The sequence below is a fragment of the Paenibacillus taichungensis genome, assembly GCF_047302525.1.
In the GTDB taxonomy this organism is placed as follows: Bacteria; Bacillota; Bacilli; order Paenibacillales; family Paenibacillaceae; genus Paenibacillus; species Paenibacillus taichungensis_B.
In genome coordinates this window covers 5983716-6007195 of record NZ_CP168020.1, presented here as the reverse complement: position 1 = coordinate 6007195, position 23480 = coordinate 5983716, and the positions used below count along the sequence as shown (strand labels likewise).

General features: G+C 46.3%; 18 protein-coding genes. All 18 read right to left on the bottom strand.

Features of this window, described 5'->3' with window-relative positions; all coding sequences use genetic code 11:
* Positions 1-244: 244 nt before the first annotated feature.
* Positions 245-1777: a peptidoglycan DD-metalloendopeptidase family protein gene (locus ACDJ58_RS27345; protein ID WP_413373907.1), complete on the bottom strand. Its 1533-nt coding sequence runs from the start codon at positions 1775-1777 to the stop codon at positions 245-247.
* A 437-nt stretch (positions 1778-2214) separates the two neighbouring features.
* Entirely contained in the window at positions 2215-3000 is a 786-nt protein-coding gene (locus ACDJ58_RS27340; RefSeq protein WP_413373906.1) for a hypothetical protein, read from the bottom strand.
* 226 nt (positions 3001-3226) lie between these two features.
* Entirely contained in the window at positions 3227-4513 is a 1287-nt protein-coding gene (locus tag ACDJ58_RS27335; RefSeq protein WP_413373905.1) for an adenylosuccinate synthase, read from the bottom strand.
* Between the two features lie 443 nt (positions 4514-4956).
* Entirely contained in the window at positions 4957-6318 is a 1362-nt protein-coding gene (gene dnaB / locus ACDJ58_RS27330) for a replicative DNA helicase (protein ID WP_053781970.1), read from the bottom strand.
* 1 nt (position 6319) lies between these two features.
* The gene (gene rplI, locus ACDJ58_RS27325; RefSeq protein ID WP_413373904.1) at positions 6320-6763 is read right to left on the bottom strand and encodes a 50S ribosomal protein L9; all 444 of its coding nucleotides are present in this window, start codon (positions 6761-6763) and stop codon (positions 6320-6322) included.
* Positions 6760-8748: a DHH family phosphoesterase gene (locus ACDJ58_RS27320; protein WP_413373903.1), complete on the bottom strand. Its 1989-nt coding sequence runs from the start codon at positions 8746-8748 to the stop codon at positions 6760-6762. Before ACDJ58_RS27320 ends, rplI begins: the two co-directional genes overlap by 4 nt.
* Before the next feature lie 11 nt (positions 8749-8759).
* On the bottom strand, positions 8760-9680 hold the full coding sequence (locus tag ACDJ58_RS27315; RefSeq protein ID WP_231952824.1) for a DUF2232 domain-containing protein: 921 nt from the start codon (positions 9678-9680) through the stop codon (positions 8760-8762).
* Positions 9677-9979 carry a MazG-like family protein gene (locus ACDJ58_RS27310; RefSeq protein WP_024629547.1) on the bottom strand — a complete coding sequence of 101 codons (303 nt, stop codon included), beginning with the start codon at positions 9977-9979 and terminating at the stop codon, positions 9677-9679. The genes ACDJ58_RS27315 and ACDJ58_RS27310 overlap by 4 nt, the downstream gene beginning before the upstream one ends.
* Positions 9980-10243: 264 nt before the next feature.
* On the bottom strand, positions 10244-10669 hold the full coding sequence (locus ACDJ58_RS27305) for a CBS domain-containing protein (protein ID WP_063567369.1): 426 nt from the start codon (positions 10667-10669) through the stop codon (positions 10244-10246).
* 185 nt (positions 10670-10854) lie between these two features.
* Positions 10855-11889 (bottom strand): LCP family protein, encoded by a 1035-nt coding sequence (locus tag ACDJ58_RS27300; RefSeq protein ID WP_413373902.1) that lies wholly within the window; start codon positions 11887-11889, stop codon positions 10855-10857.
* Positions 11890-12208: 319 nt separating this feature from the next.
* On the bottom strand, positions 12209-13798 hold the full coding sequence (locus tag ACDJ58_RS27295) for an MFS transporter (protein ID WP_413373901.1): 1590 nt from the start codon (positions 13796-13798) through the stop codon (positions 12209-12211).
* Between the two features lie 234 nt (positions 13799-14032).
* Entirely contained in the window at positions 14033-16453 is a 2421-nt protein-coding gene (locus tag ACDJ58_RS27290; protein ID WP_413379849.1) for an alpha/beta fold hydrolase, read from the bottom strand.
* A 124-nt stretch (positions 16454-16577) separates the two neighbouring features.
* Positions 16578-17468, bottom strand: coding sequence for a D-alanyl-D-alanine carboxypeptidase family protein (locus ACDJ58_RS27285; protein ID WP_413373900.1), 891 nt, complete (start codon positions 17466-17468; stop codon positions 16578-16580).
* A gap of 252 nt (positions 17469-17720) precedes the next feature.
* On the bottom strand, positions 17721-19547 hold the full coding sequence (locus ACDJ58_RS27280; protein ID WP_413373899.1) for an oligopeptide ABC transporter substrate-binding protein: 1827 nt from the start codon (positions 19545-19547) through the stop codon (positions 17721-17723).
* Positions 19548-19565: 18 nt separating this feature from the next.
* Positions 19566-20471: an ABC transporter permease gene (locus ACDJ58_RS27275; RefSeq protein WP_413373898.1), complete on the bottom strand. Its 906-nt coding sequence runs from the start codon at positions 20469-20471 to the stop codon at positions 19566-19568.
* 29 nt (positions 20472-20500) lie between these two features.
* Complete coding sequence (gene opp4B, locus ACDJ58_RS27270) at positions 20501-21463, bottom strand: oligopeptide ABC transporter permease (protein ID WP_063567376.1); 963 nt, start codon at positions 21461-21463, stop codon at positions 20501-20503.
* 7 nt (positions 21464-21470) lie between these two features.
* Positions 21471-22403 (bottom strand): ABC transporter ATP-binding protein, encoded by a 933-nt coding sequence (locus ACDJ58_RS27265; RefSeq protein WP_413373897.1) that lies wholly within the window; start codon positions 22401-22403, stop codon positions 21471-21473.
* 4 nt (positions 22404-22407) lie between these two features.
* The gene (locus tag ACDJ58_RS27260; RefSeq protein ID WP_064641983.1) at positions 22408-23406 is read right to left on the bottom strand and encodes an ABC transporter ATP-binding protein; all 999 of its coding nucleotides are present in this window, start codon (positions 23404-23406) and stop codon (positions 22408-22410) included.
* Positions 23407-23480: the final 74 nt, after the last annotated feature.

Sequence of the window (23480 nt, the reverse complement as noted above, 5' to 3'; positions counted from 1 at the left end):
ATCCTGCTTGATCCGCCTGAGCGGTCTATCTCTCTTATTCAACTTATATAAAATTGTGTTTCTCACGATTCAATGACTATAGTCTATATCATATGGATTGTTGCCTATAGTCTATAGTTTAACATACCTGAAGCACCGTCACATCCCGATCAGGGCCAATGTGCAGCCCAAACTGAAAAATTTTTACAGCAGCAAAAAACAAGGCCAGCATCAACTGCCAACCTTGCCCTCGATTGCGATATAACTAGTTCAAGTATGTCAACGGATTTTCCACCGTTCCGTTCTTGATAATCTCGAAATGCAGATGCGTTCCGGTCGAACGACCCGTGTTGCCCATTACGCCGATGCTCTCACCTTTTTCAACGACTTGTCCAACCTTAACACCAATGCTGTTCAAGTGCCCATAAAGTGTTTCGTATCCATTACGATGGTTAATAATAATAACATTGCCATAACCACTCTTCTGTCCTGCAAAAGTAATCACGCCCTCATCAGACGCTTTCACGTCCCGGTTACCGACAAGATCGACACCTTTGTGCTGGCGACCCCAGCGTTGTCCAAAGCTGCTGCTCATCGTAGCGTTGGATACCGGCCAAGCAAATTCTCCTGTACCTTCACCGACCACTTTGGTTCCACTCAGGACCACTTCAGTAACCGCTGCTTTGATGACTTCCTGGCCAAGCCATTCCTCCTGAACGACTTCACCGTTTTCTTTCGTTATCCGATATTGCATGCTTTTCAGACCGCTTTGACCTGGACGCACCACTTTTGTTGTGCCTGCTTTGAGCTCAGCACTTTTGCGTACTTCCACCTGCGGTTTAATTTCAATCTGTTCAACCACCTGCTCAACTGATTTAACAGTAACGGCTGGCTTTGGTACCGTCAACGTAAGCTCGTCCCCAATTTGCAGCGACGTTTCTTTGACGCCCGGATTATGTTTGCGAATCTCGCTTTGCGTAATTTCGTATTTGGCAGCAATGGAAGAGATCGTATCTCCTTCACGCACGACATAAGTTACAGGCGCGTCTTTACCAACGGTTAAAGCTTCAACCGCCTCGGACACATCCCATATTTTGTTCGGATCAGCCTTTACCACATCTGTCGCTACATCTTCCTTGATGCCCACCGACTTCAGCGTAGTACTCGGTCCCTCGGCTTTTTTCGATGAGTTTGCCGATACCGACTTCGTCTTGAGCGAACTGCGCACAGCCGATGCCGATATGTACTTGTTCTGCACTTGTTCCAGAATCGCGTCTGCTGTTGCCTGATCCTTCACAATGCCGATCACTTCACCGTCTACCTTGAGCTCTACACCCTTGGCATAGGCGGTAAGCATGTCGCCGAGCTTGTCCAGCGTCTCATCGCTGTTCACTACGGGCTTGTATGCTTTAATGGTTTCGGTCGTGATACCGTCTGTGTTCAGCACCATTTCCGCTTCTGGATATTTATTTTGGAATTCCTCGGTTTTGTCTGCAAATAATTTCTGTAATTGCGCCTCATCCGTGATGGTGCCAATCTCATTTCCTTTAACCATCACTTTATAATATGGGACGGTGTTTGCAGCAACGTATTGTTTGCCTGCGAATCCGATCGATGCAGCGATGAATAAACCACATGCTGCTGTAATGATCCATTTGCGCGAGGCCAGAACGCGCTTTTTGTTACCACTGAAGTTGGACATGCTCATGTTGTTTTTGTCTTCGGCCGTCCGGTGTTCCCCGGATTGTTCGTGTTCCCGGTTCTTGCCCGGTTGGCGTATGCCTCTGAAACCTTTCATGATTCTCTCCTTTTCAGCACTTCTCAGTTCGCATTTCTGTCAAGACATCACCCAATGTGTCTGTCCCATGCTTGTCGATATTTGTATTCGGGTGTCCGCAAATCAGGACTTTAGCTGCGCTCGTAAAAGTGTCAAAATTTTAACCTTTTATCACACCCGTATACTTTAACACAGGTTTTACACTCATTTCAACTGTACACGTCATAGCGCAAAGCCGCGCTACGCTTGGTTTTCCTGTATTATCCATAAGATGGCAGATCTATATTCTTCCCCGTAACACCTCTACTTCAGGTATACTATGTACTTTTGATCATTTTTTAAGACTAGGTTCTAAGACCCACCGAAATGTGTTTTCTTTTTCATAAAAATACAAACTGAAATCCCTCGCCAGATCATCTCTGGTGAGGGATTTCGTTAAACTCTTGCATAAACTTAGTTTATTCCGCCTGAAGGACTTCCATCAGATTATCGTATTCTTCGCTCGTCAGATACTTGGAGATCACCTGCTCAATATCGCGCAGCTCCTGCTCAGTCAGGCCGCCTTCCATAGCGCCTGAGATTTGCTGCATCTCTTTCTGGGGCAACTTATTCATCAGCAAGCTGAATATCTTTTCTTTTTCCTCCAACGGCAGCTTGTCTTTCTTGCCTGTGATGTCATCCGGAGATACTACAATCTCATCATTCCCTGAAGAAGCCGTACCATTGGAATTCGCACCTGTTCCGTTGCCCGATGCTGTACTGTTGCCTGTTGTTGTCCCTGAATCGGTACCGGCATTTGTACCAGCATCTGCGTCTGTCCCCGCGGCGGAGCTGCCCCCTGGGCTTGATCCCGTAGCGGAGGAGTCCGTTCCTGAGCCTGCTCCTTGACCCTCGTCTGATCCCGTACCCTGTCCTGAGCTGTTGTCTGTATTCGCGCCTGTTTCTCCATTTTCTGTTCCATTGCCCATGACAGATATCGCATCTTCTGGAACGTGTTCCTCCTCCGCTCCTGCCGGCTGATCTGTCGTGCCCGTTCCCGGCTTCTTCTCTTCACCGGACTTACCACCCAATGCACCCTGAAACATGGCCGTTAACCCCATCGGCTGGCCTTCCCACTGAATATTGAAACTCGCCAGAAGCGATTTTACATATGACTGAACGATTAATCCGGTTGTCAGCAGGGTCAGTGAACTGACCAGCATCACGGTAAGCAATATTTTAATGAACCATTGAAGCAACTTCATTCCCGTTCTCTCCCTCCGTTTTCCGACCCCATATCACATTCGATGTTTCAGGATCTATGAGTCTACTGTTAACCAGTATTGACGGAAATCCGGGGATTATATCAGGAAGGCATGCGAAAAACCCCAGCCATCGCTATTTAAGCGATAACTGGGGCTCTATGATGCCTGCATAGGCATATCATTTGGATGAACGTTTAACTTAGTATTGCCGAGTTAACCTAGCTGCTTATTCGTAGATAGGAAGAACCTGATTCGTTTGCTCACGGTTACGGCCTACAGAGAAGATAGCAATTGGGATGCCTGTCAGTTCGGAAACACGTTTCACATAATTCTGTGTGTTCACGGGCAGGTCTTCCAGTTTCTTCGCCGAAGTGATATCTTCGCTCCAGCCCGGAAGCTCTTCGTATACCGCTTCACATTCTGCCAGCATTTTTAGGCTTGCCGGATAGTGAGTGATTACCTCGCCGCGGAATTTGTATCCTGTGCAGATTTTCACCGTTTCCAGACCTGTCATTACATCCAGGGAGTTCAGGGAAAGACCTGTAATCCCGCTGACACGACGAGCGTGGCGAACAACAACACTGTCGAACCAGCCAACACGACGTGGACGTCCCGTTACAGTACCGTACTCATGTCCGGTCTCACGGATTTGATCACCGATCGCATCATGCAGTTCTGTCGGGAAAGGACCATCTCCTACACGTGTTGTATAGGCTTTAGCCACACCGATAACCTGCTGAATACGAGCTGGGCCAACACCAGATCCGATACATACGCCGCCTGCAGACGGATTGGATGAAGTAACAAATGGATAAGTTCCTTGATCAAGATCCAACATAACGCCTTGTGCACCTTCAAACAGTACTTTTTTGTCCTCATCGATGTATTCGTTGAGTACAACCGATGTATCACGCACATAAGGACGCAGAATTTCCGCATATCCCAGGTAATCTTTCAAAATTTCTTCTACATCTACAGGCTCGCCGCCATAGACTTGCTCGATTATACGGTTTTTTTCTTTTACCAAATGACGCAGTTTCAGTTCAAACTCTTCAGCATCAAGCAGGTCAACCATACGAATACCGATACGGGCCGATTTGTCCATGTAACATGGGCCAATTCCCTTGCCTGTTGTACCGATTTTGTTCGGGCCTTTGCTCTCTTCTTCCAATGCATCCAATACCATGTGATATGGCAGGATGATGTGTGCGCGTTCGCTGATGGACAGGTTTTTGGTCGTAAAGTCATTGTCATGAATATAGTTAATTTCTTCGATGAGTGCCTTCGGGTTGATAACCATACCGTTACCAATTACACATGCTTTGTCTGTGTAGAAGATACCCGATGGAATCATCGTCAATTTATATTTTTTGTTATCGATCAGAATCGTGTGTCCTGCATTGTTACCGCCTTGGTAACGAGCAACCACGTCTGCGGATTCCGCCAAATAATCCGTAATCTTGCCTTTACCTTCGTCTCCCCATTGCGTTCCCACTACAACTACCGTTGACATAGTACATACCTCCGTGGGTGCCTTGCGCACCTTTGTATTGGTCTGTCCGTCCTCTATCTCGGCAGGAATTTGAAGTGAAATTACCAGCGGAGAAGCGTGCTAACGGACAGTGAAAATCCCCCTCTGTTTACATCCAAGGGAAGGTTTTCGCTGCTTTAACGCAGCAGTACTAGTGTACCAGTCCCTTTTTTCAAAGTCAAATCAAATGGCGAACAATTAGATATAGTCAAACTCTAATGTTCGGAATTGACTCAATAATGCGACGCAAAAAACCGGCGAAGCCAGTCAAAGCTTGCTTGACGGCTAACCCCGGTTATACGCTACGCTTTCAAATCCAACGCTATATGTCGTATTCACAACGTATTTATGAGTTCAAATGATCTAATGGTTGATGCCGGGACAGACGATTTCACTTCCTTATCGAAGCAGTCTGTGCCTGTCCCCTACATGGCAAAGGCATCATTATGTGCCCGCTCGTAATTAACGAATTTATTAAAGTTTTTCAGGAAGACCAGTTCCACCGTACCTACCGGACCATTACGCTGTTTGGCGATAATAATCTCGATAATGTTTTTCTTCTCGGTCTCCTGGTTATAGTAGTCATCCCGGTACAGGAACGCTACGATGTCGGCATCTTGCTCAATCGAACCCGATTCCCGCAAGTCACTCATCATCGGACGTTTATCCTGACGTTGCTCTACACCCCGGCTCAGCTGAGACAAGGCAATAACCGGAACTTCCAGTTCCCGGCCAATCTGTTTCAGGGTACGTGAGATCTCGGATACCTCTTGTTGACGGTTCTCGCCGGCTTTACCGCGTCCACTAATCAGTTGAAGGTAGTCGATCAGAATCATGCCCAGACCTTTCTCTTTCTTGAGACGACGGCATTTAGCACGAATATCAGCTACGGTAATCCCTGGCGTATCATCGATATAGATGTTGGCTTCATTCAAGGCTGCAATGCCCATCGTCAGCTTCTGCCAGTCTTCATCACCCTTGAAATCACCCATACGCATAACGCTGGCATCCAGATTGGCCTCTGCACAGATCATACGCTGTACGAGCTGTGCGGCTGACATCTCCAGACTGAATATCGCAACCGTCTCCTGCGCCCGAATGGCTACGTTCTGGGCGATATTCAGGGCGAAGGCGGTCTTACCTACAGATGGACGTGCCGCTACAATAATCAAGTCACTCCGCTGGAATCCGGCGGTCATCTTGTCCAGATCGATGAACCCCGACGGAATGCCGGTTGTGGTGCCCTTGTTCTGATGCAGCGTCTCCACACGGTCGAATACTTCCATCAGTACATCCTGAATGGCTATAAAACCGCTACTGGAACGTCGGTTGGAAATCTCCAGAATGCGCCGCTCTGCTTCTCCAAGCATAGCCGCGACATCCTCACCACCCGTGTATCCTTCACTCACAATCTGCGTAGCCGTACGAATCAGGCGACGCAGCATGGATTTCTCTTCGATAATCTGGGCGTAATAATCCACGTTTGCGGCAGTCGGAACACCATGAGCCAGCTTCGCCAGATAACTGACGCCGCCGATGTCCTCGAGCTCGCCTTTATCCTTCAGCAGCGAAGTCAGTGTCACGAGGTCAATCGGTTGATTTCCCTCGCCAAGCTGGATCATCGCTTCAAAAATTAATTGATGGGGTTTATCATAGAAATCCTCGGTTTGCACCCGTTCCATCGCTGTGATCAGGGCTTCGCCCTGCAACAGGATTGCACCCAGCACGGCCTGTTCGGCTTCCAGGTTCTGTGGGGGAATCCGGTCGAATAACATTTCGCCGCCCATCTTACTCCTCCGTTACCTGCACCTTCAAGGTAGCCTTCACTTCAGGGTGAACCTTGACAGTTACTTGCGTTACGCCGAGTGTGCGAATAGGCTCGTCCAGTTCAATTTTGCGTTTGTCGACTTTCAGACCTTTTGCTGCCAGAGCTTCTGCGATTTGTTTGCTCGTGATTGCACCGAACAGACGGCCGCCTTCGCCGGATTTTGCTTTCAGTTCAGTCACTTCAGCTTCCAGCTTTTTAGCCAGAGCTTCCGCTTCTGCTTTCTCATCCTGCTTACGTCTGTCTTCCGCTGCCTTCTGGTTGTCCAGTGTTTTCATGTTTCCGTCTGTTGCCGGACGTGCGATTCCCCGTGGCAGAAGAAAGTTCTGTGCGTACCCCTCGGACACTTCCTTCACTTGCCCTTTTTTGCCTTGACCCTTCATATCTTTTATAAAAATGACTTTCATTCGAACAAACCCTCTTCCTTTTCGATTTCAGCCAGTACGTTCGTCAGCCGTTTTTCCGCCTCTCCAAGCGTTCCTTCAAGCTGCACGGCAGCATTCGTCAAATGTCCGCCACCGCCCAGTCGTTCCATGACCACCTGAACATTCATGCGCCCCAGCGATCTCGCGCTGATGCCAATCAGTCCATCCGGACGTTCACTAATGACAAATGAAGCGACCACGTCGGTCATATTTAGCAATGTGTCCGCCACTTGGGCGATCATCATCTGTGGAATCTTGTTGCCAGGGTCCGTGACCGCCAGCGCAATGTTCCCGTATACCATTTTAGCATGCTTTATGATTTCTGCCTTAGCAATATATTCTGACAGATCTTCTTTCATCAACCGCTGGATCATAATGGTGTCTGCACCACTACGACGCAGGAAGCCTGCCGCTTCAAACGTTCTCGATCCCGTATGGAGTGCAAAATGCTTCGTATCCACCGTAATCCCGGCTAATAACGCCGTCGCTTCCAGTGGAGTGAATTGTACCTTGTCATGAATATATTGGAGAAGCTCAGTTACCAGTTCTGCTGCCGATGATGCATATGGCTCCAGATAGATCAGCACTGCATCGTTAATGAATTCTTCACCCCGACGGTGGTGATCCACAACCACGACACGCGTAGCGGATTGAACCAGCTTCGGCTCCATTGTCATGGATGCCTTATGTGTATCGACAACAACGAGCAGCGTGTGCTCCGTCATCATCTGGATGGCCTGTTCTGGTGACACAAAGGCTTTGGAAAGCTTCTCATCTTTATTCACCTGTTCCATCATGCGTTCAATGGAAGGGTTGGGCCCATCCAGCACAATTCGTGCCTCCACATTGTACAGACTCGCCGCTTTCCATACCCCAATAGACGCGCCAATCGCATCCATATCGGGCATTTTGTGACCCATGATAATCACCCGGTCGCTCTCCTGCATCAGATCACGCAATGCATGCGCGATAACCCGGGCCCTTACCCGTGTACGTTTCTCCACCGCGTTGGACTTCCCACCGTAAAAGGACAACCGCTGTCCAGATTTTACGGCAGCCTGGTCACCACCACGGCCAAGTGCCATATCCAGACTGGACTGAGCGAGTTCTCCCATCTCACTGATGGTATCCGAACCAAATGCCAGTCCAACACTTAGTGTCATCGGCACCTTAAGATCAGCGGTCATCTCCCGGACTTCATCCAGAATGACAAATCGACTCTGCTCCAGTTCCTGCAAAGACTTTTGGTTCAACATCATGAGATAACGATCGGAGGACAGCCGACGCAGATATACTTCATACCGCTTCGCCCAAGACGTGATCTCACTTGTCACACGAGCAATAAGCGCAGTTCGCTGCTGGTCGTCCATGCCCTGGGCTGCTTCGTCCAGGTTATCGAGAACCAGAATGCCCAGGGCAATGCGTTCATTCTCATATTTATCACGAAGAATGGCTAGCTCCGTAATCTCGTAAACATATACATACCGCTCCTGCGGGTTATGGATAACTCCATAATATCGATCATCCAGTTGGAATTCGTCATGAAGTTCCTTGGACGACTCCTTGTTCCCATCCTTTTTCTCCTTAGGTTGAGGAAGTTTGGGAAATAAATTTTGCAGCGGATTGCCAACCATCGTCTTCTCTTGGAACATGTCCGCGACGAAGCGATTATGCCACTCTACGGTACGATCTTCGCTGTACAACACAATACCGAATGGGAGCATGCTGACCGCTTCCCCCTCCATTCGCTTGATACGAATGGAAAGGCCATTAATGTAGTCGTTAAGCTCACGACGGAACGCGAGCTCCGCCTTAATCATGACGATTCCCAGCGCCGAAGCCAGTATCAGACTAATCAAACCAAGCGTCCAGTTGTAGATGGTCACGAACATAACAAGCAGAAGCAGCAGTATGAACGCCCATACGGTATAGTAGCCGTGCCAGCGTTTCTTCAGAAATTTAGGCATGACTCATCACCCTATCGTTTTGGTTTCGATATTGCCTCGCGAAGCGGGAACGCCAGATCGATAATCCCGATAATCCGCAGCGGTCCAATGAAGAAGACTGCTGCCGCCAGCAAATACGGTACAACCGGATTCCATTTCTTTGCATGTGAGAGAAAGAAGAAGAATCCGATGGCTTGAATCATGAAGCCCAAATTGATTAGAGGCGACAAGTTCATGGCAATCATGGTCCAGTACGTTCCGTCACTCTGCCTGGATATCACTTCGAACAACAATGCAAGGAAGTAATACCAGATCAGGGCACGCGGCATACGCCATTCACGCGCAGGTGGAAATTTCGGTACAACCACACCCATTACGTTTAAAATCGGACGTGCAATGAGATGTGTGATTAGAGCCATAACCAGAGACGTGACCACCAAGGCGAATGGAATCATAAGCTGCGTCTGTCTTGCGACATCCTGAGTCATTTCAGGTGTCCATACAAACCCATTTACCATCTGACTGGATGTATTCGTCAGGGGTTCAATCGTCAATCTAACCACGTCATCAATATAACTCGATAAATCAAACTGGAAGATTACACTTCCAATCAACAGGAGCAACAGATACTCGGCCAGCATGGCTCCACTTCCTGCCATTAGGGCAAACAAGGCCGACTTCTTTTTCTTGTAAGCATTGCCCATAACAATGGCGGGCAGGGTGAACAAAAGCAGTAATAACAAATAAATCGGACTAAATATGACCAAAATAATCGCCACTGGGACGAGATGCCATATAAATGATTTTACCGGTAATGAAGCAAACAAAATAACTCCTGGTATCATCATGAAAAATATGGCCAAAACCGATAAAGGAGTTAACAGCGAAAGTAGCAAGAGCAGATAAACTACGCTCCAGACAGCTGATTTAAAGCTAAATTTCAACAAATTCACCTCTTACGCATGTGATCTTCTAGCGCGGAAATATCCTGGTACCAATCTTCCAACTGGTGACCTTCCTGTTTATGCTTTTTCAATTTCTCAACAAGCAGTGCATCCAAATCCTTGAAAGGAATACCGAGCCTGCGGCCCAATATGTAACTACTCATCATCAAACTGGCGAGACTGTCCCCGATTCGGGTTGTACTGCCTTCCCATAACGCTTTGAATAATCGGGATACCTGATCAAGCACTTCGGTTTTAAGCCATTCAATCACTTTAGCGCGTTTGGCTACATCCAGTTCTTTAGGCATATTGGCGAAAGTCACTCTCCCCCGAAAAAGCTTTATTCTCCATTATAGCATAAAAAGGGGGGCCGCAAAATTACCCCAAAAAGCGGAGAAGTCCTCCGAATCTTATCTCAGGTACTTTGCGGGGACCCCATACAACGAATTCGTATTTAATCTTGTTGAAAATTTATTTAAGTTCGCTCTTGTTTAGCTCTTCTTAAGTTTAACATGATACCGGACGGCTGTGATTATCCACGCTGTTGCAACAATATTGAAATTTGTTTCGACTTACTTCACTTTCATGGATTCCTTGGCTACAATACCCTCGCAATACTCAATAATCTGACTCCGTCTTACGATCCCAATGAAGCGCTCCATATCATCGACGACCGGCACAAAGTTCTGCACTTTGGCCAGATTGATCAAATCCTCCATGTTGGCTTCAATGGATACCGGCTTGATATCCAGTCGAAGTGGAACGTCCTTGAGCAAGAATTTTGAAGCGTTTTCAAATGTAATCTTTCCCTCAGCGTTCTTCATATACCACAACAGATCACCTTCGGTAACCGTGCCGATATACTTGCCTTCCTTATTCAAAATGGGCACCGCTGTGAACCGATGATATTCCATCCGTTCTAACGTTTGCCGCAGAGTAGAATCCGACGTCACGCACGTAACTTCTTGTTTGGGCAGCAAAAAAAATGCGATGTTCATACCCTTAAGTATCCTCCTTATGAATTTCATCAGTCAGCTTATTACATTCAACTTACATAGTACGTATTAGAACGCAAGATGTTCCAAAAGGACATGATTCCTTCTACAAAGTAAAAAAAACAGCAGCCCGCCAATAAACGCACTGCTGATCGTTGTCTAAAACATTAACGTCTGTATGGAATTGGTTACTCGATCTGCTGCCGGTCAGGAATTATCACTTCACCGGCTGGGGTCGACTGATCCATCCAGTTGTTAATCAGCTCTTTGGCATATTGGACGTCTTTCTCATCTGCCTTGCCATAATAAATTCCGTCTTTCCGCATCCCCTCGCCCAATATAGTGAAGCTTGAGATTTGCGGTTTTTCCTGAGTCAGTACCTGCTTGGCCAGATCAATAATGAAGGAAGGTTGCATATCCGTCTGGAAGCTGTCTCCCATAATCTGAATCAATTCCGGGATTTTGCTGATAGCGTTCAGATTAAGCATCTCATTCGCCATCGCATTAAGGAAGATCTGCTGCCGCTTGGTGCGATTAAAATCGCTATCCTCACGGTATCTTACATAGTATAGTGCTTCCTGCCCGTCATAGATCGGCTTACCGCCTTCTATTGTGAACTGCACATGTTCCGGGTTCTTGTTCACAATGTCCTCATCAATCGGCAGCTTCACGCCACCAAGCGCATCAACGACTTTCTTGATCCCGTCAAAGTTAATCGTTGCATAGTAACCTACATCCGCATCGAGAAATTTCTCCACCGTATTGATAGACATATTCTCCCCACCGAAAGCGTAGGCATGCGCGAGCTTGTCATAATCATCCTCGCCATCCTTGTTGGCATCACGTCCAACAATCTGCACATAGGTGTCACGCGGAATGGAAACCAGGAGTACACGGGATTCTTTCGGACGAACAACTGCATAGATGACCGTGTCTGAGCGTCCACGCGTTTTCTCATAGGCACGTTTGTCTGAGCCTAGCAGCAACACCGAGAACGGTTCTTTGCGATATACCGTTGGGTCGGGCGTATTATTGCCCTCCTGGGGAACATAGGAACGGGACAATTGATCTTCAACTGAACCAGCGAGAAACAGATCGAAGGCCGCTACAGCAAGCTGCTGACGAAACAAATAGCCCCCGATTAACAAAACAACGAGCGATACGAGCGTTATATATAGACCTTTTCTTCTTTTCTTCTTCTTATCTTTAGTTCTGCTTGTCATCCATCGATTCCTTCTTCACTGTCAAAATGAAATTCGATACTACTACTATATAAGTTGAATTTAACTTGTCCTGACCCCGCAATGGTGCAGTGTTAATTAATCGTTCAACTTATATATTTACCATTAAACGTGCGGAATGGCTTGTGACACGGTGTTCTCTGAAGTTTCTCTATATGAAAAGAAAACGCCGCTCACGCTCGTTCTATTGTAATCATTGCTGGATGATGAAAAGTTACAATACGGTTAAATTGAAAAGAACAGCGCCCTTTTTTTACTGGCAAAAGGTGCACTGTTCTCTTGATGTGGAATGTCCATCCATTCAGTTTGTTGAGGCTGTCTCCACCCGATTCCTCTTCTCTTTATGACGCTGTCGCCCTGCAATAAACGCAGCGACCAGCGTGAGTACACTGAAAATAACCGCAGACCAGAACAGCCCACTATAACCCTCGCCGATTGTCTGATGTAGAGCCTGTAGCAGCACATCTCGAATGCCCGTATCAGGAATTTGGGATAGTCCTTCGGTTAAGCTGGAAATATCGCTTCCTGAAGCTGCGCCGCCAGATGCATATTGTTGAAGCGCTTCGGGCGGCACCTGAATGCCCTGATCTGTGAGACCCTGCTGAATATTGGATCCCAGGTTGGTGAAGGAACGAGCCAGGAAACCGGCAAAAATGGTTGGCGCGATCGCCATTGCCATCTGGCGGAACAAGGAACTGGTCGCTACCGCAATGCCTTTGTTATTCTCACCCGCTTGCTCAGTAACGAGCACGTTCACCGGAGCTCCCAGCATCATACCGAAGCCGATCCCCACGAGTACACTCGCAATCACGAATTGCCAGATATGCTCTACCCACAGCGGGAAGAGCAGGAAGCCGATTGCCGACAGCAATCCTGCCACAGATAACGTCCATATTGGCCCTTTGCGGTCAACAAGATAACCGCCACCGCCCGCACCAATGCCTGAAGCCAGAGCAAGCGGTGTAAACCAGTAGCCGGAGGCTGTGTTGGATACCCCGAGGTATTGCTCAACAAAGCCTGGAATGAAGATCACAGATGCCAGAATGGCTCCTGAGAAAAAGGCAATCAGCAGCGTCCAACGAAAGGACGCAATGCCCAGAAGTTGTGTAGATACAACAGGTTCACGTTGTGATCCTTCCAGCCTTTTTTCAAGAAAGTAGAAGATGACCAGAATGACCACACCTGCCAGGAAGAAACCATAGAACGTCGGTGAGCCAAGACTTTGCAGCATATCTACGCCATCCAGGTTGCTGAAGCTGTACATCAGACTGAGCACACCCAGCGTCAGGACTGCGATACCACTCCAGTCCACCGCCTTACGGCTCAGCTCCTGTTCTTCATGAATATAACGGATGCCTGCAATAAACAACAAAATGGCAATCGGTACATTGATTAAGAACAACCAATGCCAATTTCCCGTAATGTCGAGGATAAAAGCACCGATATTCGGCCCAAGAATCGCCGCAACCCCGTTCATACCTCCCAGAAGACCCAAGGCTGTGCCCTGACGCTCCGCTGGGAACTTGCTTAATACGTAAGAGCTCGCAATGATAAAAATCCCGCCACCACCCAACGCTTGAATGACACGAGCAATCAGGAAGAAGGTAAACGATGTGCTTAGCGCAACGAGTAAAGACCCGATTCCGAACAAAGCCACTTCAATCAGAAACAGCTTCTTGCGTCCATAACGGTCGGAGAGCTTACCTGCAATCGGCACACTCACCGCAAGTCCGAGCGTATAGAGCGTGATTGTCCATGCTCCCCACGTCGGCGACACGCCAAACGACGCATTTAAAGTCGTCAGAGACGACGTAATAATCCCGTTATCCAGCGCAGCCATAAACACCCCGATAGCAAATAGGATAAGCGGCCATTTCATTTGTTTTTGCATTACATGTTTCCTCCCCGATCAGATTGCAATCCAGTAGCGTAAGGCTGTAATGATACATATATATTAAACCGAACCGAACAATAATGACTCATTGGTCATTTTAAAACAGAGTAATTGCATATGTCAATTTGTTAATATGCTTGGATACCTCATTCAATTCCCTGCTCCACAAAATAAAACCGTCCCCCAGGTTGGATGGAACCCGTGGGACGGTTTTACTGTTGATCTAAACTACTATTGCTGCATCAGGTGACGGTTCAGGAATTTTTCAATGGCACGATACAAATCCAATTGATTTTCAACATTGCCGAAGCCATGTCCTTCATTTGCTTTTAACATATAAGGCACATCTACTCCACGCTTGCGCAGAGCCTCCACGATCTGATCAGACTCGGCCTGTTTGACACGCGGATCATTTGCGCCCTGAACCACGAACAATGGGGCTTTCATCTGATCAATATGGAACAGTGGTGAGACAGCTGTCAGCAGTTCCTTGTCTTTCTCCGGATCACCCATACGTTCATAGAACATGTTGCGCTCCGACTCCCAGTAAGGTGGCAGTGAATCCAGCAGCGTGAACAGATTGGATGGCCCAACATAGCTAATTCCTGCGGCATACACTTCTGGCGTGAATGCCAGTCCTGCCAGTGCAGCATAACCACCATAAGATCCACCATAGATGGCTACACGCTTCGCATCAACCGTTCCCTCTTTAACCAGCCAATTTACACCGTCTGTGAGATCGTCCTGCATCGCTTTACCCCACTCTTTGTTGCCGGCATCCAGGAATTCCTTGCCGTATCCAGTAGAGCCACGGAAATTTACCTGTAGCACGGCATAACCACGGCTTGCGAGAAATTGAATTTCAGGATTGAAACCCCAAGAGTCCCGAGCCCAAGGTCCACCATGCGGAACAACTACCAAAGGCAATTGGGAAGCCTCTGCTCCTTGTGGAAGCGTCAGATAACCATGAAGCGTTAAGCCATCACGTGACTTGTACGTAATGGGTTTTACATCCGACATTTTACTCTCATCGATCCAAGGTGCCGCATCAGCTAATTTATCCAGTTTACCTGTCTTGGAATCGTAGAAGTAATACGTACCCATCGATTTATCGCTATACGCAATGAACAGAACCTGACCTTCTTCACTTATGTTTGAAATGCTTACTTCTTTACCCGGAACTTTTACCTGAATATCCTGCATCAATTTTTTGAAATCATTGTCGAAGTATTCATAGTTAACCTTGTCCGTCTCATAGACAGCTGCAAGGATTGTGCCTTTTTCTTTAGAAGGAACGAAACTGGATACATCCACATCCTTGTTTTCATAGATGGTTTTCGTTACTTTTTTGCTGCTTGGGCTATATTCAACAATCGCAGTTTTATCCCGCTCCAGATTGGATACAGCATAGATGTTTTTGTTATCATACGTGAACATCACCGGCGCAAATGTTTCTCCCAGCTTGGTGGTCATCAAATTCTCAAATGGTTTATCTTCCGATTCACGATACATCAACGAAGAGACGTTACCATCATTCGATATGGCCACACGGATTTTACCCTCATGGTCCGTAAGCCATCCCGTAATATTGCCCGGGTTTTCTGCAGCAAGCACAGCCTCACCTGTCTTGATGTTAATCCGGTACACGTCAAAGATTCGCGGATCACGTTTGTTCATACCTACTAGAATTTCATCCGGAATATTCTCCAGAGAGTCTACCAGGATCGCTCTTGTATTCGGATATGGTGTCAGATCCTTGCTGTTCTTACCATCAATATCCGTTACATAAATATGATAGTTCTCATCCCCTGCTTCATCCTTTACATACAACAGCTTATCTTTTGTCGCCCATACAAATCCCGCTATACTCCGCTCTGTCTCGCTCGTGATACGTACCGACTTGTCCTGACCATTCTCTTTCACCACAATATTCATTCGGTTGTTCCAAGGCTCCATGTAGGCCAGATGTTTACCATCCGGAGACATCTGGAATCCTGCTTGAGCCGGCTGTTTGAAGAAGTCTTCCAGAGGTGTGAGACCTTCTGACTGCACATCAAGTCCAAGAGCGAGGTACAGCGCATCAGCAAACTCCCCATGGGTCACCGAATTTTTGGCGTTAAACGCACTGCCTTCAATAATAAAATGCTGCTTCAGACGAATGGCATCCTCCGTATGTACCTTCGGAATCTGCGCCATATCACTGTATACAACCTGAATGCCATTATCCTTCAGTTCAAATGCCCGAGTAAACAACGATGCCATCTGTGCTCTTGTGAGAGGTGCATCTGGTGCATATCCTTTGGCTTGTCCTTGAATAAGACCACTTTGCTTCAGCGCGTAAATGGCAGGAGCAGCTTCATCCTTAGCCAATACATCTGCGAAACCTGTAAGAGACGCTGGAGCATCCAGTTTAAGTACACGCTGCAGGATGATTGCCGCCTGAGCACGAGTAATTGGCGTTTGTGAGTCTCTCATTCCATCTGTTGTGCCATCTATGTATCCCAGTTGCTGTAGTGTCTGTGTTGCCTTCGAAGCAATGGATTCAGCGATTGTCGCCGTAGGCTTCGCCGCTTCTGCTGCCTGGACCGCTGGTTGAATCAGAGCGATTGACATCGCCATAGTAAGCGTGAGAGCATATACCTTTTTAGTCATTGCGTTCAAGCTATTTCCCCCTTTAAAGTGAATTACATCATAATTTGGAATTATACGTAAATCATTTTACCATGATCCACCATAGGTTAACAGCTTAGAGCTCCCTGGAAATCCCATTACCCCCTTACTTTGAACCGGAAAACCCATAATTGAACAGCTTGCGTGTCTCGATGAAACGTCCCTCACGACTATCCGAACCCAGTACAACGGAGATCAGTCGCTTGCCATTTCGCTCAGCCGTTCCAACGAAGTGATACCCGGAATCCTCATCATATCCGGTCTTCAATCCATCGTTTCCATCGTAAGCATACGGTCCGCCAATAGAGGACAGCATCCAGTTCGTGTTGCTCATATACATTCCTTTTTGGTGCATCGACACCTGCATTTGGCTGGAAACTCTCAATATTTCGGGGTAGTTATTCAGCAGATAACGTGCAAGATTGCATGCATCTACAGCGGTCATTACGGTCTGCCCTTGTATATCCTTGGGACGATTCGGACCAAGTAGTTTTTCGCTTAAACCTGTTGCATTGGTAAACACCGTCTTGTCAGACAGTCCGATCTCTGTAGCCTTCTGATTCATCTTTTGTGCAAAAGTCTGCTCTGTCCCACTAATATGTTCAGCCAGAGCAATAGCAGCGTCATTCGCGGAATAGACAGCTACAATCTGGAATAGCTCCTGCACAGTGAATTGCTCGCCTTGTTTCAAACCCAGGTGGCTGCCACCTACTGAACTTGCATATAGGCTGATATTAACAGGGTCGTCCCAACGCAACTCTCCGTTGATCACGGCCTCCATTACCAACAGTTCTGTCATCAATTTACTGATCCCTGCAGGTGCAATCTCTTCAGAACCGTTAAAGTTGATTAGAATCTGCTCAGAGTTCATATCCATTAATACAGCCGATTCAGCTTTAATCCCCGGTTTGCCCACCAGCATGTCCGGTTTTACACCCAAATATATAATGACCAGTAGAGCCAGCAGCATTCCTGCCCGTATCCACCATCTTTTCATCAGAAAATCACCTCTTACAGATATAGACGAAGTGAAGAGGCATTTTGTCTGCAATTTTTATAAAAAAAGTTAAATTTTTTTTATTTTTTTGTTACCAAAAAAAACATGGACCCCATACCCCCCCATGCCAGAGTGTACGGAATCCATGTTTTTAAGACTTTTTCTATTCATACCTAGAAGAATCTTTTCAATTAGATCTAGCAACCGACTTCTTAAAGGACCCCAATCCTTACTGTTGCTAATGCTTTTTTATTACTCTGCTACAGCAGCTTTATCCGCATTAACTGCCAGATCATTCAGGTAAATGCCAGTTCCATCACCAATCGCGTAGTTCATTACACGTTTGTTCACTGGTGCTACAACAGCACGGTACAGTGTCGGGAATACAGGAACTTCATCAACCATGTACTGCTGCCATTGGTTGTAGATCTCTTTACGCTTGTCTACATCAAACGCTTCAGCGGATACACCTTGTGCCAGCAATTTGTCGTTTTCTTCACTAGAGAATCTGGAGAAGTTATACAGTGCATCGCGGCCATACAAACCTGCTGGATCTACGTCAATACCTACGCCCCAAGCAGCTTGATACACATCAATATTCGGATCATCTTTACCTGTGTTACCTACACGGTCATAGAAATTGTTGAACTCAACCATTTCCAGGTTAACTTTGAGACCGATTGCTGCCCACGATTGAACGTAGTAACGTGCCAGTGGTTCAGCTGTATCGCCACCTGTCATCGATACAAAGTTGATTTCAAGTGGGGAACCATCTGGTTTCGTACGGAATTCTCCATCCAGTTTATAACCTGCTTCGTCAAGCAATTTTTTCGCTGCTTCTGGGTCATATGCTACACCCGGATTGTTAGAATCATGGAATTCTGGGTGAGACGGCGGAATCAATGTTGTTGCATTCCAACGCAGACCGTTATAGAAACGTTTACCAACTTGGTCGTTATCTACAGCAAGCCACATCGCTTTACGCAGATTTTTATCAGCCATTTTTGCATCAGGGTTTGTTACAACTTTGCCGTTGTCAGCATCCCATGTGCCCAGTTTGAAACCAATATAGGTGTAAGCACGATCGATTGCACCCAGGAATTCAACGTTAGACATATTGGCATTGTCTTTATATTGATCTGTCGGGAACGCATCCACGAGGTCTACCCCGCCAGATTTCAATTCTTGAACAACCGTTGTTGGGTTGATTACTTTCAGAGTCACTTTGTCCAGTTTTGGAGCTCCACGCCAGTAGTCATCATTTTTAACGTAGGTTACGGACTCACCTGGAGTGATCGTTTCCACTTTAAATGGACCAAAACCGATTGGTTTTTCACGTACTTCTTTGGAAGAAGACATTTTCGCTACATCCATATCACCGAAGATATGTTTAGCCAGCGGATATGTCCACACGCCACCTGTCAGCAAGGAAGGTGTAGATTCCTTGTACGTGATGCTAATTTGTTTCTCGCTAAGAACCTTGATTCCAGAGATTGTTTTTGCTTTTCCAGCATGGTATTCATCCATACCTACTACACTTGTGAAGTTGGAATCGTAACGAGGACCATCATAAGCCTTATTACCGATAACTTCGTAAGCAAATTGCAAGTCTTCAGCCGTTACTGGTTTGCCATCATGCCAGTTTACGTTGTCACGAATGGTCAGTGTGAACGTTTTGCCATCTTCCGATGTTTCATACGTTGCTGCACCATCATTGGTATATACATAGTCTTTATCCCAAGTCAGCAAACCTTCGTCAAACCATTGCAGAACTTGTACATCTGGATTACCCGAGTAGAAGTTATAGTTGAGTGTACCTTCAAAAGCAGTATCTGATACAAGTCCGAATGTAACTGATCCGCCCTCAATGGCCGTACCTTCATTCGTTTTGACATTGTTGAAATCTTCGATAGAGTAAACGCCCTCTTCTTTGGTAGGCTTCTCCTCTGTTTTCTTTTCCCCTGTGTTCGTAGAAGGCGTTGGTGTTGCCGCCTCTTTCTCCGAGCACGCCGCAAGCGCAAGTACGAAGACCAACATCATCGTGAAAAATAGTCCCCGTGAAAATAATCCCTTTTTCATGAACCTTTCCTCCCTTTTTTAACCTCTTCTTTGTCTTGCATCAGTCGCACGCTTCAGGGCCTGTCCGACATTATTTATACTCAACATCAATACCAGAATAAGTACTGACGCAGGTAGCCATATCCACCATCTGTATTCCAGTGTTTGCGGATTACGAGCATAGCTTACGAGTGTTCCAAGACTGGGTGTACTTTCCGGGAATCCAAATCCCAAGAAGGACAGACCCGATTCGAGGCCAATGTTGGCAGCGAGATTCAACGTCATCGTTACGATGATTATCGAGCTAAGATTAGGAAGTACCTGTGAGAGCATAATCTTCAGATGGGACGAACCTAATGTTTTTGAAGCTTTTACATAGTCCAGTTCCCGTTCCTGTAATGCCTTGGAGCGGATCAACCTGGCAATCCCCATCCAGAGAAAGGCTGTCATGATTAATGAGAAAGATACAATATTATATTTGGGTACTGCAGTAACAAACGCGATAACAATCATCAGCATCGGAAGAATCATGAAGAAATCAACAACGCGCATAAACAAGTTATCGATCATTCCACCGAAGTAACCGGATAACAGACCAACCAGGATACCTATACAACCAGTCATTAACGTGACGATAATACCAATGGTTAGAGAGTTACGTGTACCGATTATTAGTTGTCCGAATACGTCACGACCGCCGTAATCAGTTCCCAGCCAATACTGCGCGGAAGGCGGCTCATACAAAGCGAACAAATCTACCTTAACAATTTCAGCTTGATCCAGGATCAAAGAAGTACCATAGACCAGTAGTATGACCAGTCCCAAAAATATGAGCGAGACTAATGCCACCTTATCTCTGACAAGCTCCCGCCACAAGATACTCAAGCTGGAGGGGCTCTTATCAATCTTCTGTGAAGTTATAACGACATCATTGGCCTTGCTCATCTTATTTTCACCCCGAAATCTTCAAGTTCTTACTTGATCCGTATACGCGGATCAACAATACCCAGAATAATGTCAGACAGCAACGATCCTAGGATTGTAGCTATGCCATATAACAAGACGAGTGCAGTTACTACACTGAAATCCCGAAGAGAAATAGAATTCAGGAACAACTGTCCCATACCTGGATAACTGAATATGCTCTCAATGAAGATGGTACCTCCGATAAGTCCCGTAATCTCATAACCGAAAAATGCGGCGATCGGCAACAGGGAGTTTCTTAAAATATGTCTGTTGTAGATCCGAGATTCCGAGGCGCCCTTGGCTCTCGCAGTAAGAACGAATTCCTTATGCTTGATATCGATAATTTCACTACGCAAGTATTGGACGGTAGATACCGTTGCAATTAATGCCATGGATAGTGACGGTAATAACAAATGATAGAATTTGCTTGTTATATAGCTGAATGTACCTGGTGTAAGTCCAGGTTCCACGCTTCCCCCGGTTGGGAACCAGCCAAAATGGAATCCAAAAATCCATAACATCACCAGTGCGAAGATAAACAACGGGGCTGCAAAGCCCAAGTAGGTGTAACCTGTGATCAACCGATCAGACCAGGTATCGTTGTAACGACCACTGATAATGCCAAGTGGAATGGCAATCAGATAAGTAAACACGAGTGTCGCCAGTGCAAGCCAGAACGTATTGGCTACACGCTGACCAATCAAATCAGATACTGGCATTTTGAACCGGAAAGATTGTCCGAAATCGCCTTGTACAGCATTTTTGATCCAATCCCAATATTGTACATACCATGGATTGTTTAATCCCAGTCGTTCCCGCTGTTCATCCAGCGCTTTTGGATCAATACTCGGATCGAGTAATCCGGTAAGTGCATCCCCAGGCATCGCCTTGGCCATCAGAAAGACCAACAGGCTAAGCAAAAAGATCTGAGGGATCATAATGATAATTCTGCGTACTATCGTTTTCCACATATGGTCTTCAACCTTTCTGAGGTAGAGCTACTCGGTGAGTATCGGAAATGGATTGGAGCGAGTATGCCAGCCCTTCCTCATCAAAGAAATTTCGGTATGAATTTTCATACTCGGATTTGACCTGCTGACGGAAGGCTACCATTTCTTCACGTTTGGTTGGGTCCATATCCGGAATGGCTGCAATTAAACGCTTGGTATAGATATGTTGTGGATTCTCAAAAATATCATCCGTTGTGCCTTGCTCCACATATCGACCTTTATACATAATTCCGATCTGATCACACATATGACGGATAATGCCGAGATCGTGACTGATGAACAGGTAGGTCAGATTCAGCTCTTTTTGAATTTCCTGCATGAAGTTGAGCACCTGGGCTTGTACAGATACATCGAGCGCAGATACTGGCTCATCTGCGATGATTAGCTTCGGCTTCAATGCAATCGCACGAGCGATGCCAATCCGTTGCCGCTGCCCCCCGGAAAACTCATGAGGATACTTATAGATCGATTCGGGACTCAATCCAACCTTCTCCAGAAGGTCTCGGACCTGGCGTTTCTCTTCCGTAGCCGTCAGCCGTTCATAATTACGGAATGGTTCAGCAATAATGTCGATAACCCGTTTCTTGGGATTCAATGAAGAGTACGGATCTTGGAAGATCATTTGTACATCACGCTGCAGTTGTCTATCTTTCCGCCGCTCTGTAGCCAGATCTCTTCCATTGAAAAGAATTTTTCCAGCCGTTACATGGTTCAGACCAATAATGGCTCTACCTGTAGTCGTTTTACCTGAGCCTGACTCACCTACAAGACCGTACGTTTGCCCCTGCTCAATGGAGAAGCTCACATCATCAACCGCTTTGATGTTACCAATTTCACGCTTGATCAACCCTCCGCGAATCGGAAAGTGTATTTTTAGTCCTTCTACTTCGAGTAATGCCATTATGTTATTCCTCCTCAGCTTGATCAGGGAAATGAAAGTGCTGATAACAGGTACACCGTACAAAGTGACCTGGCGCAATTTCATGCATCTGTGGGTTTTCTTCATGAGCCGAATCACTTATCCATGGAATTCGAGCCTTGAATCGGCACCCTTGGCGAGGAAGGTTTTTCAGTGAAGGAACAATGCCTTGAATGACATGAAGCTTCGATTTTTCTTCAGAAATGGTAGGAATAGAGTTTAGTAGAGAACGTGTATATGGATGCTTGGCATCCGTCATTAGAGTATAGATATCGGCAATCTCAACAATTTCACCTGCATACATAACTGCCACGCGATCAGCCATCTCGGCAACGACTCCCAGATCATGGGTGATCAGGATGATTCCTGCGTTAATCTCGTTCTTCAATTCGCGGATAAGCTCCAGAATTTGTAGTTGGATTGTAACGTCAAGCGCTGTTGTTGGTTCATCGGCAATCAGCAATTCAGGTTTATTGGCAATCGCAATCGCGATAACAACTCTCTGTCTCATACCACCCGATAGTTCGTGAGGATATTGCTTGTATAATTGTTCGGGACGCGGAATCCCTACTTGATTGAGTAAATCAATTACTTTGTCTTTCTTTTCTTTCGAAGATAGCTTGGGTTGATGCAGTGTCAGAATCTCTTCGATCTGTTCACCGATCAGCATCAGAGGATTTAATGCGGAAAGTGGGTCCTGAAAGATCATCCCCATCTCTTTACCGCGGAGTTTGTTTAACTTGTTGGGAGATATATTCGCTATATCCTGCCCTTTGTACAGAATTTCACCATCAATTTTGGCTTTGTTATGCAGGCCCATAATTGAAAAAGCAAAGGCACTTTTGCCTGATCCTGATTCTCCCACAATAGCCAATACTTCATTCTTTTTAACCGTAAGGTTAACGTGATCAACTGCTGCATAATAGTCATCTTCAATTCTGAATGATGTAGTTAGATTTCTGACTTCCAATAGCTCTGTATTCAAATCAATCACCCTAACCCCATAATTTCTGCGGACTGTATTCATGTGTAGAAGAATGCATCCACTGTATATTTCCA

What these genes read in the sequence shown, in the direction of transcription:
- rplI (WP_413373904.1), bottom strand. Translation starts at nt 6,763, where the DNA reads ATGAAAGTCATTTTTATAAAAGATATGAAGGGTCAAGGCAAAAAAGGG.
- ACDJ58_RS27305 (WP_063567369.1), bottom strand. Translation starts at nt 10,669, where the DNA reads ATGAACATCGCATTTTTTTTGCTGCCCAAACAAGAAGTTACGTGCGTG.
- ACDJ58_RS27345 (WP_413373907.1), bottom strand. Translation starts at nt 1,777, where the DNA reads ATGAAAGGTTTCAGAGGCATACGCCAACCGGGCAAGAACCGGGAACAC.
- ACDJ58_RS27310 (WP_024629547.1), bottom strand. Translation starts at nt 9,979, where the DNA reads ATGCCTAAAGAACTGGATGTAGCCAAACGCGCTAAAGTGATTGAATGG.
- ACDJ58_RS27300 (WP_413373902.1), bottom strand. Translation starts at nt 11,889, where the DNA reads ATGACAAGCAGAACTAAAGATAAGAAGAAGAAAAGAAGAAAAGGTCTA.
- ACDJ58_RS27335 (WP_413373905.1), bottom strand. Translation starts at nt 4,513, where the DNA reads ATGTCAACGGTAGTTGTAGTGGGAACGCAATGGGGAGACGAAGGTAAA.
- ACDJ58_RS27275 (WP_413373898.1), bottom strand. Translation starts at nt 20,471, where the DNA reads ATGAGCAAGGCCAATGATGTCGTTATAACTTCACAGAAGATTGATAAG.
- opp4B (WP_063567376.1), bottom strand. Translation starts at nt 21,463, where the DNA reads ATGTGGAAAACGATAGTACGCAGAATTATCATTATGATCCCTCAGATC.
- ACDJ58_RS27295 (WP_413373901.1), bottom strand. Translation starts at nt 13,798, where the DNA reads ATGCAAAAACAAATGAAATGGCCGCTTATCCTATTTGCTATCGGGGTG.
- ACDJ58_RS27340 (WP_413373906.1), bottom strand. Translation starts at nt 3,000, where the DNA reads ATGAAGTTGCTTCAATGGTTCATTAAAATATTGCTTACCGTGATGCTG.
- ACDJ58_RS27280 (WP_413373899.1), bottom strand. Translation starts at nt 19,547, where the DNA reads ATGAAAAAGGGATTATTTTCACGGGGACTATTTTTCACGATGATGTTG.
- ACDJ58_RS27320 (WP_413373903.1), bottom strand. Translation starts at nt 8,748, where the DNA reads ATGCCTAAATTTCTGAAGAAACGCTGGCACGGCTACTATACCGTATGG.
- ACDJ58_RS27290 (WP_413379849.1), bottom strand. Translation starts at nt 16,453, where the DNA reads ATGACTAAAAAGGTATATGCTCTCACGCTTACTATGGCGATGTCAATC.
- ACDJ58_RS27285 (WP_413373900.1), bottom strand. Translation starts at nt 17,468, where the DNA reads ATGAAAAGATGGTGGATACGGGCAGGAATGCTGCTGGCTCTACTGGTC.
- ACDJ58_RS27265 (WP_413373897.1), bottom strand. Translation starts at nt 22,403, where the DNA reads ATGGCATTACTCGAAGTAGAAGGACTAAAAATACACTTTCCGATTCGC.
- dnaB (WP_053781970.1), bottom strand. Translation starts at nt 6,318, where the DNA reads ATGGGCGGCGAAATGTTATTCGACCGGATTCCCCCACAGAACCTGGAA.